The sequence below is a fragment of the Citrobacter sp. RHBSTW-00887 genome (assembly GCF_013728095.1).
In the GTDB taxonomy this organism is placed as follows: Bacteria; Pseudomonadota; Gammaproteobacteria; order Enterobacterales; family Enterobacteriaceae; genus Citrobacter; species Citrobacter braakii.
The window spans coordinates 1,029,325-1,044,014 of the sequence record NZ_CP056267.1; the positions used below are offsets into that span (position 1 = coordinate 1,029,325).

General features: G+C 54.7%; 13 protein-coding genes and 1 other RNA gene. 6 read left to right on the plus strand and 8 right to left on the minus strand.

The genetic code is table 11. The features are described 5' to 3' along the window. Positions 1–49: 49 nt before the first annotated feature. The gene (gene srsR, locus HV314_RS04975; protein WP_016154369.1) at positions 50–946 is read left to right on the plus strand and encodes a LysR family transcriptional regulator SrsR; all 897 of its coding nucleotides are present in this window, start codon (positions 50–52) and stop codon (positions 944–946) included. Here srsR and HV314_RS04980 read toward each other — a convergent pair. The 5 genes from HV314_RS04980 to argP form a co-directional block, all read right to left on the minus strand. Then, positions 943–2,409: an acetyl-CoA hydrolase/transferase family protein gene (locus HV314_RS04980; protein WP_181547469.1), complete on the minus strand. Its 1,467-nt coding sequence runs from the start codon at positions 2,407–2,409 to the stop codon at positions 943–945. The genes srsR and HV314_RS04980 overlap by 4 nt on opposite strands. A 24-nt stretch (positions 2,410–2,433) precedes the next feature. Continuing rightward, on the minus strand, positions 2,434–3,219 hold the full coding sequence (gene scpB, locus HV314_RS04985) for a methylmalonyl-CoA decarboxylase (protein WP_016154367.1): 786 nt from the start codon (positions 3,217–3,219) through the stop codon (positions 2,434–2,436). 10 nt (positions 3,220–3,229) lie between these two features. Next, positions 3,230–4,225, minus strand: a complete 996-nt coding sequence (gene meaB / locus HV314_RS04990; RefSeq protein ID WP_181547471.1) for a methylmalonyl Co-A mutase-associated GTPase MeaB — start codon at positions 4,223–4,225, stop codon at positions 3,230–3,232. Further along, positions 4,218–6,362, minus strand: a complete 2,145-nt coding sequence (gene scpA, locus HV314_RS04995; protein WP_181547473.1) for a methylmalonyl-CoA mutase — start codon at positions 6,360–6,362, stop codon at positions 4,218–4,220. The genes meaB and scpA overlap by 8 nt, the downstream gene beginning before the upstream one ends. A 226-nt stretch (positions 6,363–6,588) precedes the next feature. Beyond that, positions 6,589–7,482 (minus strand): DNA-binding transcriptional regulator ArgP, encoded by an 894-nt coding sequence (argP, locus tag HV314_RS05000; protein ID WP_003825477.1) that lies wholly within the window; start codon positions 7,480–7,482, stop codon positions 6,589–6,591. A 170-nt stretch (positions 7,483–7,652) separates the two neighbouring features. Between argP and rpiA the strand changes: the two genes are divergently transcribed. Both rpiA and serA read left to right on the plus strand, forming a co-directional pair. Continuing rightward, positions 7,653–8,312 carry a ribose-5-phosphate isomerase RpiA gene (rpiA, locus tag HV314_RS05005; protein WP_016154364.1) on the plus strand — a complete coding sequence of 220 codons (660 nt, stop codon included), beginning with the start codon at positions 7,653–7,655 and terminating at the stop codon, positions 8,310–8,312. Positions 8,313–8,582: 270 nt separating this feature from the next. Further along, positions 8,583–9,815 carry a phosphoglycerate dehydrogenase gene (serA, locus tag HV314_RS05010; RefSeq protein WP_016154363.1) on the plus strand — a complete coding sequence of 411 codons (1,233 nt, stop codon included), beginning with the start codon at positions 8,583–8,585 and terminating at the stop codon, positions 9,813–9,815. Between the two features lie 382 nt (positions 9,816–10,197). Here serA and HV314_RS05015 read toward each other — a convergent pair whose 3' ends face one another. The 3 genes from HV314_RS05015 to zapA form a co-directional block, all read right to left on the minus strand. Further along, on the minus strand, positions 10,198–10,794 hold the full coding sequence (locus HV314_RS05015; RefSeq protein WP_016154362.1) for a 5-formyltetrahydrofolate cyclo-ligase: 597 nt from the start codon (positions 10,792–10,794) through the stop codon (positions 10,198–10,200). Positions 10,795–10,813: 19 nt separating this feature from the next. After that, positions 10,814–10,997: non-coding RNA, 6S RNA (gene ssrS / locus HV314_RS05020), on the minus strand. Between the two features lie 41 nt (positions 10,998–11,038). Continuing rightward, a complete protein-coding gene (gene zapA, locus HV314_RS05025; protein WP_003026980.1) occupies positions 11,039–11,368 on the minus strand; it encodes a cell division protein ZapA in 330 nt (109 codons plus the stop codon). 167 nt (positions 11,369–11,535) lie between these two features. On the opposite strand from zapA, the gene HV314_RS05030 reads away from it, so the two are divergent. Genes HV314_RS05030 through ubiH form a run of 3 tightly spaced genes read left to right on the plus strand, consistent with a single transcriptional unit; the run spans position 11,536 to position 14,639 of the window. Next, positions 11,536–12,114, plus strand: coding sequence for a YecA/YgfB family protein (locus HV314_RS05030; RefSeq protein WP_016157420.1), 579 nt, complete (start codon positions 11,536–11,538; stop codon positions 12,112–12,114). A 24-nt stretch (positions 12,115–12,138) separates the two neighbouring features. Next, entirely contained in the window at positions 12,139–13,464 is a 1,326-nt protein-coding gene (pepP, locus tag HV314_RS05035; protein ID WP_181547475.1) for a Xaa-Pro aminopeptidase, read from the plus strand. Next, positions 13,461–14,639 (plus strand): 2-octaprenyl-6-methoxyphenyl hydroxylase, encoded by a 1,179-nt coding sequence (gene ubiH / locus HV314_RS05040; RefSeq protein ID WP_019077635.1) that lies wholly within the window; start codon positions 13,461–13,463, stop codon positions 14,637–14,639. The genes pepP and ubiH overlap by 4 nt, the downstream gene beginning before the upstream one ends. Positions 14,640–14,690 lie beyond the last annotated feature (51 nt).

A 14,690-nucleotide genomic window follows, 5' to 3' on the forward strand; every position in this document is an offset into this window, starting at 1 on the left:
TTTTTTCGTGGTAATGAGGATAGGCCATAGCGATTTTTAAGGGGACGCTATGGATATTTTTATCTCGAAAAAGATGCGTAATTTCATTCTGCTGGCGCAAACCAATAACATCGCCAGAGCGGCAGAAAAAATACATATGACCGCATCGCCTTTCGGTAAAAGCATTGCTGCACTGGAAGATCAAATCGGCTATACGCTGTTTACCCGTAAAGATAACAACATCAGCCTGAATAAAGCCGGACAGGAGCTCTATCAGAAGCTGTTTCCCGTCTATCAGCGCCTCTCTGCCATTGATAACGAAATTCATAACGCCTCTTGTCGCTCGCGGGAAATCGTCATCGGTATCGATAATACTTATCCAACGATTATTTTTGACCAGTTGATTAGCCTTGGCGATAAATATGACGGCGTGACGGCCCAGGCCGTTGAATTCAGTGAGAATGGGGTGATTGATAATCTGTTCGACCGCAAACTGGATTTCATTATCTCGCCACAGCACGTTTCTCCCCGCGTACAAGAGTTGGAAAATCTGGCGATCAGCGAACTGTCTCCGCTGCGTCTGGGGTTTCTCGTTTCCCGGCGCTACGAAGAGAAACAGCCGCAGGATCTGCTGCGCGAGCTACCCTGGCTGCAAATGCGCTTCCAGAATCGCGCCAACTTTGAGGCGATGCTGGATGCTTATATGCGGCCCTGTGGGATCAATCCGACGATTATCTACCGTCCATACAGCTTTATGGCCAAGATTAGTGCGGTGGAGCGCGGGCAGTTTTTGACGGTGATTCCTCATTTTGCCTGGCGGCTGGTGAATCCGTCGACGCTAAAGTATTTCGACGCGCCCGGCAGCCCCATGTATATGCAGGAGTTTCTCTATTCGCTGAAAAATCATCGCTATACCGGCACCATGCTCCAGCATATTGCTGAAGATCGTGACGGTACGGCAAGTTAACCGAGCATCGATCCTGTCTCGAGAAGGTTGCGATGCAGATCGAACGCATGGCTGAGATCGTGATGGATATGCCCGCCGGGCGCTTTTTCCAGATAGCGGTGCAGGTAGTCCCGGTAAAGGGGATGCGCACAGTTATCGATAATCGTGTGCGCCCGCTGCATCGGAGATAACCCACGCAGATCGGCAATCCCTCGTTCGGTCACGATCACTTTAACGCTATGTTCGCTGTGGTCGACATGGCTGCACATCGGCACGATGGTTGAGATTTTCCCGCCTTTGGCAATCGACGGCGCCATAAAGATAGACAGGTAGGCGTTGCGCTCGAAATCCCCGCTGCCGCCGATCCCGTTCATCAGGTTCACGCCCGCAACGTGCGTGGAATTGGCATGGCCGTAGATATCAAACTCAAGCCCAACGTTGAGCGCAATGACCCCCAGCCGACGGATGATTTCCGGGTTATTGGAGATCTCCTGCGGGCGCAGCACAATTCGGCTGGCGAAGAAGTCCATGTTGTCGTAAATCTTCTGTAGCGACGGGGCTGAGATGGTCAGGCTGGAGGCGCTGGCACCGGTGATCTTGCCCGTTTCCAGCAGATGCACCACCGATTCCTGTAACACCTCTGAATACATCATAAAGGGCGGAATATCCGGATTCTCCCCCAGTCGCGCCATTACCGCGTTGTTGATATTGCCCACGCCGCTTTGTAAGGGCAGAAACTCTGCTGGAATGCGTTTGTGCGCCATTTCTGCCAGTAGGAAAGTGACGACGTTATCGGCAATTTGTTGGCTGACCGGATTGGTTTTATCCGACGCATTCCCGGCATCGGGCAGCTCGGTATCCACCACCGCTACCACTTTCCTGGGGTCTATCTGCACGCACTGACTGCCCACGCGATCCATGGTATGAAATATGGGTACGCTGTTACGCCGCGGCGGTGCGCCGGGTATTACGATGTCGGCAAACTCAGCCACGCGCGGATTATGGTAATGATTCAGCTCGATAATCACCTTTTTCGCCCGCAGCAGCCAGGTAGGCGCATTGCCAATACCGCTGGAAAGCCAAATCCGGCCATCCGGCGCAATGGCGGAAGCTTCAATGACGGCAACATCGATATCGCCAAAAAAGCCGTAATTAACCATCTGCGCGACTTCGCTCAAATGGAGATCGACAAACCTCACCTGGCCCTGGTTAATTTTCTCGCGCAGGCCAGATGAGGTTTGATAAGGCGCACGCCAGGAAACGGCATCCGCCGCGGATAATGCATCATCAGCGGCGGCGCCAATTGACGCCCCGGTCAGCAGGCGGATCTGAAAAGGCTGCCCGTCCTGATGCCGTTCGCAGGCGCGTTGGGCAATTGCGGTGGGTAACGCTTTTGGCGAACCCGCGGGGGTAAAGCCGCTGAACGCCACCATATCATCGTGCTGGATAATTTCTGCCGCCTGTTCGGCGCTCATCCGTTTCATGGCCGTCTCCTTCGTCGGACGTGATTAATGGCCAACAAAATTAGGTTTACGTTTTTCCATAAACGCGTTCATCCCTTCCTGATAATCCTCGCTGTCATACACCGCGCGGCGCATGCCCTGAATGCGCTCGAATTCGTCAGAGTTCATGGTGTGTGCTTCGCCCAACACGCGCAGTTCTTCTTTGATGACGGCGATTGCCAGCGGCGCTTTTTCCGAGATGTGATGCGCCATTTGCAGGGTGAAATCTTCCAGTTCCTCGGTTGGAACGACATGGTTGAGGATCCCGACCGCCATAGCGCGTTGAGCGGTGATGGGCGAGGCGGTAAAAATCAGCTCCTTAACGATGTGAAAACCAGCGTCGCGGGTCAGGTTGTGGATGCCCACCAGGTTATAGGGCACGCCGAGGTTGACCGGGGTCATGGAGAAGGTAGACGTACTGGCTGCGATGATCAGATCGGAACTCATGATCATCTCAAACGCGCCGCCCCAGACGCTGCCTTCAACCATGGAGATCACCGGCTTCGGATATTTTTGGATCATACGAGTTATCTGACGCAGCGGATCGTCATAAGAGAGCGGATCGCGACGTCCGGTGGGGAGTTCATGAATATCATGCCCGGCAGAGAACACTTTGGCCCCGCTCGGGGCGCGCAGAATGATGCAGCGAATGTCCGGACGATTGAGGTCGTTCAGCGCCTGCATCAGATCGTCAATAAACACTTTGCTCAGGGCATTGAGCTTGCGGGCGTAATTGAACTCAATGACCGCGACTTTCTGGATGATGACCACGTTGACGTATTGATAAGACATAATGTTCTCTTTATTGAAAGTAATGATGCTGGATAAATTCGCTGATGTGCCGCAGGCCGGTGCGCGGCGAAAGATCATTGTTTTTGACGGCCAGCAGCGTCTGCTGGAAATACCGGTCGAAATCATCCCGGGCAAACAGCAGATGCAGGGCTTCTTCTTCAGCCTGCTTGTGTAGCCATTCCACCGCCTGCTGCTGGCGGACTTTTTCCAGTCGACCGCTGGCGGTAAGGCACGTTTTAAAGTCGGTTATCGCCTGCCAAACCTCCTCAATGCCGCGTTTTTCCAAGGCACTACAGGTCAGAACCTGCGGCTGCCACTCGTCATATTTGCGGCGCAGAATATGCAGGGCGGATTCGTACATATGGCGGGCGATGGCAACGCTGGTACGGTTATCACCGTCGTCCTTGTTGATGACGACCAGATCCGCCATCTCCATCAGGCCTTTTTTGATGCCCTGCAAATCGTCGCCACCGCCGGCGATTTGCAGTGAGAGAAAGCAATCCACCATGCCTGCGACTTCGGTTTCTGACTGCCCAACGCCGACGGTTTCCACAATCACCACGTTGAAGCCAGCCGCCTCGCACAGCAGCATTAATTCGCGGGCGCGCTGGCTGGCGCCGCCTAAATGACCGCTGGAAGGAACCGGACGTATAAACGCAGATTCTGCGCGAGCCAGTTCCGTCATGCGGGTTTTATCACCCAGAATGCTGCCGCCGCTGACCGGGCTGCTGGGATCGACGGCGATCACCGCTACCCGTAACCCGCGGCGAATTAACAGCATGCCGAATACTTCCAGAAAGGTGCTTTTACCCGCGCCCGGCGTGCCGGTGATCCCCAGACGCAGGGCGTTACCGGTGAACGGCATAATCGCGTCCAGCAATTGCGTACTCAGCGGCTGGTGGCGCGGGTGATTGCTTTCGACCAGCGTCATCGCCTGGGCGAGCGTAGCACGTTCACCGAGTCGCAAGCGGCGGACGGTATCCTCAAGCGTGGCGGCGTTAATCATGATGCTGACTGATACGGGTTAACACATCGCGGACGCTGTCGAGCATTGGCGTGCCTGGGCCATAAATGGCTGCCACGCCATGTTCGTGTAGAAAAGCGTAATCCTGTGGCGGAATAACCCCGCCGGCGACGACGCAAATGTCTTCGCGTCCCCAGCCTTTGAGCGCGGTGACCAGCTCCGGGATCAATGTCTTATGACCCGCCGCCAGTGATGATGCGCCAACGACATGCACATCGTTTTCTACCGCCAGACGGGCAATTTCCTCCGGTGTGGAGAACATCGGGCTGAGATCGACATCAAAGCCGAGATCGGAGTAGGCGCTGGCGATCACTTTTGCGCCGCGATCGTGGCCGTCCTGACCCATCTTGGCGATCAAAATACGCGGGCGGCGGCCATTTTCTGCGAGGAATTGTTCAGTTTGCGCAACAATGGCATCGAACTCATCGGCGGATTTGTCGGACTGGTGATAGCTTTGCGCAATCACCCCAGTAACACACTGGCTGGGAACCAGATAACGGTCAAAGGCGGCCTCGAGCGCATCGGATATTTCGCCTAGCGTGGCGCGAACGCGGGCGGCGTTGACGGCGGCTGCCAGCAGATTTTCATTCTGCTGCGCGGCGTGGGTCAGCGCGGATAGCGCGGTTTTAACCGCATCATTGTCGCGGGTGGCGCGGATATGCTGCAGTGAGGCAATCTGCTCGTTGCGCACCTTCACGTTGTCGATCTCCAGCACCGACGTGTCGTCTTCTTTATCCAGCTTGTATTTGTTCACCCCGACGATAACGCGCTTACCCTGGTCGATCAGCGACTGTTCGCGCGCGGACGCTTCTTCGATCATCCGTTTAGGAAGTCCGGCTTCAATCGCCTTCGCCATGCCGCCTGCCTCATCAATCTGCTTGATGATCGTGCGCGCCTGCTTCACGATTTGATCGGTGAGTGATTCGACGTAATACGATCCGGCCAGCGGATCGACGGTGCGGCAGATCTCTGATTCTTCCTGAATGATGATCTGCGTATTACGCGCAATACGGGCTGAGAAATCGGTGGGCAGACCGAGCGCTTCATCAAAAGCGTTGGTATGCAGAGACTGAGTGCCGCCAAGCGTAGCGCCGAGCGCTTCAATGGTGGTACGTACCACGTTGTTGTACGGGTCCTGCTCGGTCAGGCTCCAGCCTGAGGTCTGGCAGTGGGTACGCAGAGCGAGAGATTTCGGGTTGGTCGCGCCAAAACTGCTGACCGCTTCGCTCCACAGATACCGTGCAGCGCGCAGCATGGCGACGTTCATAAACAGATCCATGCCGATGCCGAAGAAGAATGACAGGCGCGGGGCGAAGTCATCAATTTTCAGTCCGGCGGAAAGCGCGGCCTTGATGTAATCAATACCGTCTGCCAGCGTAAACGCCACCTGCTGTACGCAGTTTGCCCCGGCTTCACCCATGTGATAGCCGCTGATGCTGATGGTATTAAAGCGCGGCATGTTGCCTGAGCACCAGGCGATGATGTCGGCGATAATGCGCATGGAGGGTTTTGGCGGATAAATGTAGGTGTTGCGGCACAGGTACTCTTTCAGAATATCGTTCTGAATGGTCCCGGTGAGCTGTTCCGACATCACGCCTTGCTCCTGCGCCGCGACGATATAAAACGCCAGTACCGGCAGCACCGCGCCGTTCATGGTCATCGAAACGGACATCTTATCCAGCGGGATCTGGTCGAACAGCACCTTCATATCTTCGACGGTATCGATCGCCACGCCGGCTTTGCCGACGTCGCCCGCTACGCGCGGGTTGTCTGAGTCATAGCCACGATGAGTGGCAAGGTCAAAGGCAACGGAAAGCCCTTTTTGCCCAGCGGCGAGGTTACGGCGGTAAAAGGCGTTGGACTCTTTGGCGGTAGAGAAACCGGCGTATTGGCGAATCGTCCACGGCTGCGCGGTATACATAGTGGCGCGCGGGCCACGCACGTAAGGCGGCAGACCGGGCAGGGTGCCCGTGACTTCCAGATTATCGAGATCCGCTTCGGTGTACAGCGGCTTGATGGCAATCCCTTCCGCCGTTTGTCTTTCCAGCGACTCAACGGTTTTTTCCCGTCGACTGAGTTCTTTATTGGCGAGTGTTTGCCACTCCTGCACGTTTGCCATTTTTTGCTCCGTATTACGCAATAAGTTGAATCTTTGCGAATACGGTGTGCTTTTTCATTTGGCTTGTCGCCAGCAAAAAATAGCCAACAGGACGTCGTTTTTTGCCGTGTGGCGTGTTTTATTTTGTGATGTATTTCAAAGACGTGGCGGGAATAGCATGAAATGAGGGGAAAGGCTTGTAGGCCGGATAAAGCGTTACGCCGCTATCCGGCCTCTGTTCGAGGAATTAATCCTGACGCAGTACGTTGTGGCCATAGGCCAGCAGCGCGTCGGTGACGTTGCGCATCATGCGGCTTTCTGGCGCAAAGCGGTGCCAGTATAGCATCCGACGCTGGAACAGGCCTGGCGTTAAGTCGATAAGCTCACCGCTTTCCAGCTCTTTCTCAATCTGTAAGTGTGGGATCATGCAGCAGGTTGTTCCCTGACGGGCTAACTGGACGAAGGCTTCAGACGAGTTAACGATATGGCACGGTACGCTGCCCGGCGGCAGGTCGAAGTTTTGTTGCAGGAACGCCTGGTGCATATCATCAAGATGGTCAAACGCGACCGCCGGGGCTTTCAGCAGGGCGGAACGGGTGACGCCGTTTGGGAAATAACGCTCGGCGAAAGGTTTAGAGCCAACAAACAGGTAGTCCAACGCGCCCAATTTATCCACCAGACAGCTTGGCAGCGCCTGATGTTGAATACTCACCGCGCCGACTACTTCACCCCGACGCAGACGTTCCTGGGTTCGGGTTTCATCTTCAACCTGCAGGTTCAGTCGAATCGGTGAATTAGCCAGTACCGGGGCCAGCGCCGGAAGTAACCAGGTCGCCAGACTGTCGGCGTTCACCGCCAGCGAAAGCAGAAGCGGCGTCGAGCCGGTTTGTTCATCGCCCAGCCACTCGTCTTCCAGCAGTTCAACCTGGCGCAGAAGCGCCAGTAGTTTCTGTCCCTGTTCCGTTGGGCGCGGCGGTACGGTGCGCACCAGCAGCGGTTGTCCGAACATATTCTCAAGCTGTTTTATGCGCTGTGAAACCGCGGATTGCGTGATGCACAGCTTTTGCGCCGCGCGCTCAAATCCTCGTTCACGAATAACCGCATCCAGTGCTTGTAGTGTTCTGTAGTCCGGACGTTTCATTGCTTTGACGCACTCCTGAAATTTTTGCTTGTTCTGCACTATGACACAATTTTTGATTGGGTAAAGACGAAATCCGCCGCTTGCGAGCGGGTGTGGGGACATTTTTCTGCACAATGTTCTATAATGCGCGTGAATTTTCCCACCATATTCACACCACAGGCGAAACGATCATGACGCAGGATGAACTGAAAAAAGCAGTAGGATGGGCGGCACTTCAGTATGTACAGCCCGGCACCATTGTGGGCGTAGGTACAGGTTCAACAGCCGCACACTTTATTGATGCGCTGGGCACAATGAAAGGTCAGATTGAAGGTGCGGTATCCAGTTCGGACGCATCGACTGAAAAACTCAAAAGCCTTGGCATCCACGTGTTCGATCTTAACGAAGTGGACAGCCTCGGCGTATACGTTGACGGCGCGGATGAAATCAACGGTCACATGCAGATGATCAAGGGCGGCGGCGCAGCGTTGACCCGTGAAAAAATCATTGCTTCCGTGGCGAAGAAATTTATCTGCATCGCGGATGCGTCTAAAGAAGTCGATATTCTCGGTAACTTCCCGCTGCCGGTCGAAGTGATCCCAATGGCGCGCAGCGCTGTGGCTCGCCAGTTGGTGAAGCTAGGCGGTCGTCCTGAATATCGTCAGGGCGTCGTGACGGACAACGGCAACGTGATCCTCGATGTGCACGGTCTGGAGATCCTCGACGCCATCGCGCTGGAGAATGCCATCAATGCGATTCCAGGTGTGGTAACCGTCGGCCTGTTTGCCAACCGTGGTGCGGATGTCGCGCTGATCGGTACTCCTGACGGCGTGAAAACTATCGTAAAATGATCTGACGGGAGCGTCTTCTCCCGTTAAAAAAATTTTGGCAGGGCAAATTTGGTGACTTGTGTCACGTTTATAATATTGTCCTGCCGATCTCTCCAAAGAAAAAGTTATCGCCAGTATTTTCCTCTGACATTTCCCGTTGAATGACATTTCTTCAGCACGGCGACGCAAACGTTCATATTGCCGCAATATTATTTTTTGATATGTTGAAGAGACGGATGAAAATCCCACACACAACACATCAGTTTGAACAAAAAAGACAGGGTCGGGGAAATGGCAAAGGTATCACTGGAGAAAGATAAGATTAAATTTCTGCTGGTTGAAGGCGTGCACCAAAAAGCACTCGAAAGCCTTCGTGCAGCAGGTTATACCAACATCGAGTTTCACAAAGGTGCTCTGGACACTGAACAACTGAAAGAGTCCATCCGTGATGCCCACTTCATTGGCCTGCGATCCCGTACCCATCTGACTGAAGATGTGATTGACGCCGCAGAGAAACTGGTCGCGATTGGCTGCTTCTGCATTGGCACCAACCAGGTTGATCTAAGTGCAGCGGCAAAGCGCGGGATCCCTGTGTTTAACGCACCATTCTCTAACACACGTTCCGTTGCTGAGCTGGTGATTGGCGAACTGCTGCTACTGCTACGTGGTGTACCCGAAGCGAACGCCAAAGCGCACCGTGGCGTGTGGAATAAACTGGCTACCGGCTCTTTTGAAGCGCGTGGGAAAAAACTGGGGATCATCGGCTACGGCCACATTGGTACTCAGTTGGGCATTCTGGCGGAATCGCTCGGGATGCATGTCTTTTTCTATGATATTGAAAATAAACTCCCGCTTGGCAATGCCACGCAGGTACAGCATCTTTCCGACCTGCTCAATATGAGCGACGTGGTCAGTCTGCACGTGCCGGAAAATGCCTCCACCAAAAACCTGATGGGCGCGCGTGAAATTTCGCTGATGAAGCCGGGGGCGCTGCTGATTAACGCCGCACGCGGTACGGTTGTTGATATTCCTGCGTTGTGCGACGCATTAGCGACTAAACATCTGGCGGGGGCTGCAATCGACGTATTCCCAACCGAGCCGGCAACTAACAGCGATCCTTTCACTTCGCCGCTGTGTGATTTCGATAACGTGATCCTGACGCCGCACATTGGTGGTTCAACGCTGGAAGCGCAGGAAAACATCGGTCTGGAAGTAGCTGGGAAACTGACCAAGTATTCCGACAACGGGTCTACGCTGTCTGCGGTAAACTTCCCGGAAGTTTCGCTGCCGCTGCACGGTGGTCGTCGTCTGATGCACATTCACGAAAACCGTCCGGGCGTACTGACGGCACTGAACCAGATTTTTGCCGAGCAGGGCGTCAACATTGCCGCGCAGTATCTGCAGACTTCCGCGCAGGTAGGTTATGTGGTTATTGATATTGAAGCGGATGAAGATGTGGCGGAGAAAGCGCTGCTGGCGATGAAAGCCCTTCCGGGAACCATTCGCGCTCGTCTGCTGTACTGATTTCCTCTACATGGGCAGGCGGTTGACCTGCCCATCTTTCCTCTGATTTCCCTGCCTCAAAATCTCTTTCTGTAACGCATACATTCTGTTTTTCGAGCTTTGCCGCAGTTGGCAACTAAAGGCAGCGTTGCGTGTTGTACAGCAATAAAAGGAATTTACGATAGGGGCGCAGCATAGCGCTGAAACGGGAAAGCCCCTACCGAAGCAGGGGCTCTAAAAAGGAAAGGGACGATGATGAGATACGTCATCATGCTGCTGATCCTGTTAATCATCGCTTGGCCAGCATATTAACAGAGAGTACGCAGGAGGGAGGTTCGCCTCCCTCACCCTTCACCGAGGAATTTAGGTCAAAAAAACGGCGCTGTCAATCGGCAAAAAACGGCTACCACTCCCAGATTTTGGATGGCGTCACCACCGCTGGCAGCGGGATATCCCACTCTTCAACCGGCAATTTTTCTACTAACTGGCAGTCATGCGCGTAGCCCACGGGTTGGATCTTATGCTGCTGCCAGTTTTGTAGCGTGCGGTCGTAAAATCCACCGCCCATGCCCAGGCGTTGCCCGTCCTCATCAAATGCCACTAACGGCGTAATCAGTACGTCCAGCTTTGACAGTGGCAATACGTCGCGTACATCAAGCCGTGGTTCCTGGATCTTTAAGCGATTGGTCACCAGGTCGCTGCGCGGATGATAGTGCAGGAACAGTAAATTACCGGGACTGAAGGGATGAAGAACCGGAAGGTAAACGCGCTTGCCCGCTCGCCACAGCTGATCTATCAGCGGCTGGGTATCGAGTTCACCATCGAACGAGAGAAATACCGCCACAGTATGCGCGAGTACAACAGGGGGAAAACTGAGCATTCGGGTCGCGGCTTGCTGACCGTATTGTCGTTGCTGTTCAGAGGTCAACGCGCGACGACGCTGTCGAATCAGTTGACGAATTTCTTGCCGGGATAAAGGGAGTTCAGAAAGTAGTGTCATGGCTGTTGCCAGGTAGAAGGGAATCTCCGAGATGCCGCCGCAGGCTGTAACCCTTGAACCCTTGGTTCAAGGTGAATGCGTCGTCACAGTTTTAAGGCTTCTCGGACGGGCCGAGCATGCTCACCAACCATGGAGCGCCACATTCTTGTGGTATGAAATATCGGCTCAGGGGACTGGCCCGCTTGCAAACATCTCAGAGAAATTTTGTCTTCACGGTCACTCTACCACAGTAAACCGAAAAGTGTTATTCAAAGTTTTGGCCCGTTTTTTCGGTTATGCGACCCTGATCAAGCAACGCCTGTTCGATGGTCTGTTGTAGCATCCGAATACGTTGTTCCATGCTCGCCGCGTACTCACGCGTCTTCGCTTTTTCCTGAGTTAATTCATAGCTGATGTTCAACGCGGCGATGAAAACCAACTGCTCAGTATTTGTGACTCTAGTGCGAACTTTCAGATCTTGCAATCGCTGATTGAGATCGTCCGCAGCCTGATTCAACGCATCCCTTTGTTCAGGCGGGCAATTCACTCGCAGTGAACGGCCAAATATTTGGATATCGACGGGTTGTGCAGACATGCCACCTTCCTGCTGATTGACTGCGCTGCCTTCGTCTCCAGACCTTGGGTCCGCGAAGGGGCGACACTATAGCTACCCTGGTATCAAGATACAAGCCCTTTTCTGGTCCACCAGGGCCCAAAGTGGTAGCATACCATGAATATTCCTCCCTTTGATGACGAATGCTTATGTCTATACAGAACGAAATGCCTGGCTACAACGACGTTAGCCAGTTTTTGAACCAACAAGGGGCTGGATTAACCCCGGCCGAAATGCACGGCTTGATCAGCGGGATGATTTGCGGCGGCAACAACGACAGCTCATGGCAGCCGCTGCTGCACGACCTGACGAACGAAGGTCTGGCCTTCGGTCACGAGCTGGCTCAGGCACTGATGAAAATGCACTCTGCCACCAGCGATGCCCTCGAGGACGACGGCTTCCTTTTTCAGCTTTATCTGCCTGAAGGCGACGACGTTAGCGTGTTTGATCGTGCCGATGCGCTGGCGGGGTGGGTAAACCACTTTTTGCTGGGCCTTGGCGTTACGCAGCCAAAGCTCGACAAAGTGACCGGTGAAACCGGTGAAGCGATTGACGACCTGCGCAATATCGCTCAGTTGGGATATGACGAAGACGAAGATCAGGAAGAGCTGGAAATGTCGCTCGAAGAGATTATCGAATACGTGCGCGTAGCCGCCTTGCTGTGTCATGACACGTTTACGCGTCAGCAGCCGACCGCGCCGGAAGTCCGTAAACCGACTCTGCACTAAGAACGAAACGCAAAGGAGAGTGTGATGAGCGAGATATCTCAGCAAGAATTCCAGCGTCGTCGCCAGGCTTTACTGGCACAAATGCAGCCCGGCAGCGCCGCGCTGATTTTTGCCGCGCCTGAAGCGACGCGCAGCGCGGACAGTGAATACCCGTACCGCCAAAGCAGTGATTTCTGGTACTTCACCGGTTTTAACGAACCGGAAGCCGTGCTGGTGCTGATTAAAAGTGATGACACTCATAACCACAGCGTTTTGTTTAATCGGGTTCGCGATCTGACGGCGGAGATCTGGTTTGGCCGCCGTCTGGGCCAGGATGCCGCACCGGCAAAACTCGGCGTTGACCGGGCGCTGGCCTTCAGTGAAATCAACCAACAACTGCACCTGTTGCTCAATGGCCTGGACGCGGTGTACCACGCACAGGGCGAATATGCCTGGGCAGACGAGATTGTGTGCACGGCGTTGGATAAACTGCGTAAAGGCTCCAGACAAAATCTGCACGCACCCGCCGCGATCATCGACTGGCGTCCAATGGTCCATGAAATGCGCCTGTTCAAATCACCAGAAGAAATTGCGGTCATGCGCCGTGCCGGAGAGATCAGTGCGCTGGCGCATATCCGCGCGATGGAAAAATGCCGTCCGGGAATGTTTGAATACCAGTTGGAAGGGGAGATTCACCACGAGTTTACTCGCCATGGCGCGCGTTACCCATCCTATAACACGATTGTCGGCAGCGGCGAAAACGGCTGTATTCTCCATTACACCGAAAATGAAAGTGCAATGCGCGATGGCGATCTGGTGTTAATTGACGCCGGGTGTGAATACAAAGGTTATGCGGGCGACATTACGCGTACCTTCCCGGTAAACGGCAAATTTTCCCCTGCTCAGCGTGAAATCTACGACATCGTACTGGAGTCATTAGAGACCAGCCTGCGCCTGTATCGCCCGGGGACGTCCATCCAGGAAGTCACCGGCGAAGTGGTGCGCATCATGATTACGGGTCTGGTGAAGCTTGGCATTTTGCACGGCGAGATCGACCAACTGATTACCGAAAATGCGCATCGCCCATTCTTTATGCATGGTCTTAGCCATTGGCTGGGACTGGATGTGCACGACGTTGGCGTTTATGGTCAGGACCGCTCACGTATTCTCGAGCCAGGAATGGTGCTCACCGTCGAACCGGGGCTGTATATCGCACCGGACGCCGATGTGCCGCTTGCTTATCGTGGTATCGGCATTCGTATTGAAGATGACATCCTCATCACCGAGGACGGCAATGAGAACCTGACCGCCAGCGTGGTGAAGAAAGCGGATGACATTGAAGCCTTAATGGCTGCGGCGCGACTGCAATGAGCGTGATTATCGTTGGCGGTGGTATGGTCGGTGCGACGCTGGCGCTGGCCATTTCTCAGCTCAGCCACGGGACTCTGCCTGTTCACCTGATAGAAGCGAGCGAACCTGAAACTGACCGCCATCCAGGGTTTGACGCCCGGGCGATCGCGCTGGCGGCAGGGACCTGCCAACAGCTGGCGCGAATTGGCGTATGGCAGGCGATTGCCGATTGCGCAACGGCGATCAAAACGGTTCACGTCAGCGATCGCGGCCATGCCGGATTTGTGACGCTGGATGCGCAGGAATACCGTATTCCGGCGCTGGGCCAGGTGGTAGAACTGCACGATGTCGGGCTGCGTTTGTTTGCGCTGCTGCGTAAAGCGCCGGGCATCACGCTGCACTGCCCCGACCGTGTAGCCAGCGTGTCACGCACGCAGGAACGCGTTGAGGTTACGCTGGAAAATGGCGAGATGATTAATGGTCGCCTGTTGGTGGCCGCCGATGGCACGCGCTCCGCGCTGGCTACCGCCTGCGGCGTTGACTGGCAGCAACAACCCTATGAACAACTGGCGGTGATTGCCAACGTGACGACCTCCGTTGCGCATGACGGGCGAGCGTTCGAACGTTTCACGCAATATGGTCCGCTGGCAATGCTACCGATGTCTGATGGTCGCTGCTCGCTGGTGTGGTGCCATCCGCTGGAGCGGCGTGATGAGATTATGGCCTGGTCCGACGAACAATTTTGCCGCGAACTGCAAACTGCGTTTGGCTGGCGGTTGGGGCGTATTACCCAGGCCGGTAAACGCAACGCCTATCCGCTTTCATTAACCTCGGCGCAAAAAGCCATTACCCATCGTACTGTGCTGGTGGGGAACGCAGCACAGACGCTGCATCCCATTGCCGGACAAGGTTTCAACCTTGGTCTGCGCGATGTGATGAGCCTGGCCGAGACGTTGACGCAGGCGCAAAACTGCGCGGAAGATATCGGTGATTATGCGGTGCTGGCACACTATCAGCAGCGCCGCGAACGCGATCGCGAAACGACGATTGGTGTGACCAACAATTTGGTGTATTTGTTTGCCAATCGCTGGGCCCCGCTGGTCGTTGGGCGTAATGTCGGGCTGATGGCGATGGAATTATTCACGCCTGCGCGCGATGCGTTGGCGGAGCGGACCCTCGGTTGGGTTGCGCGATAGATATAACCTGTAGGCCGAATTAAAAAAGCAGGCCTGATTAGCGCAGCGCCA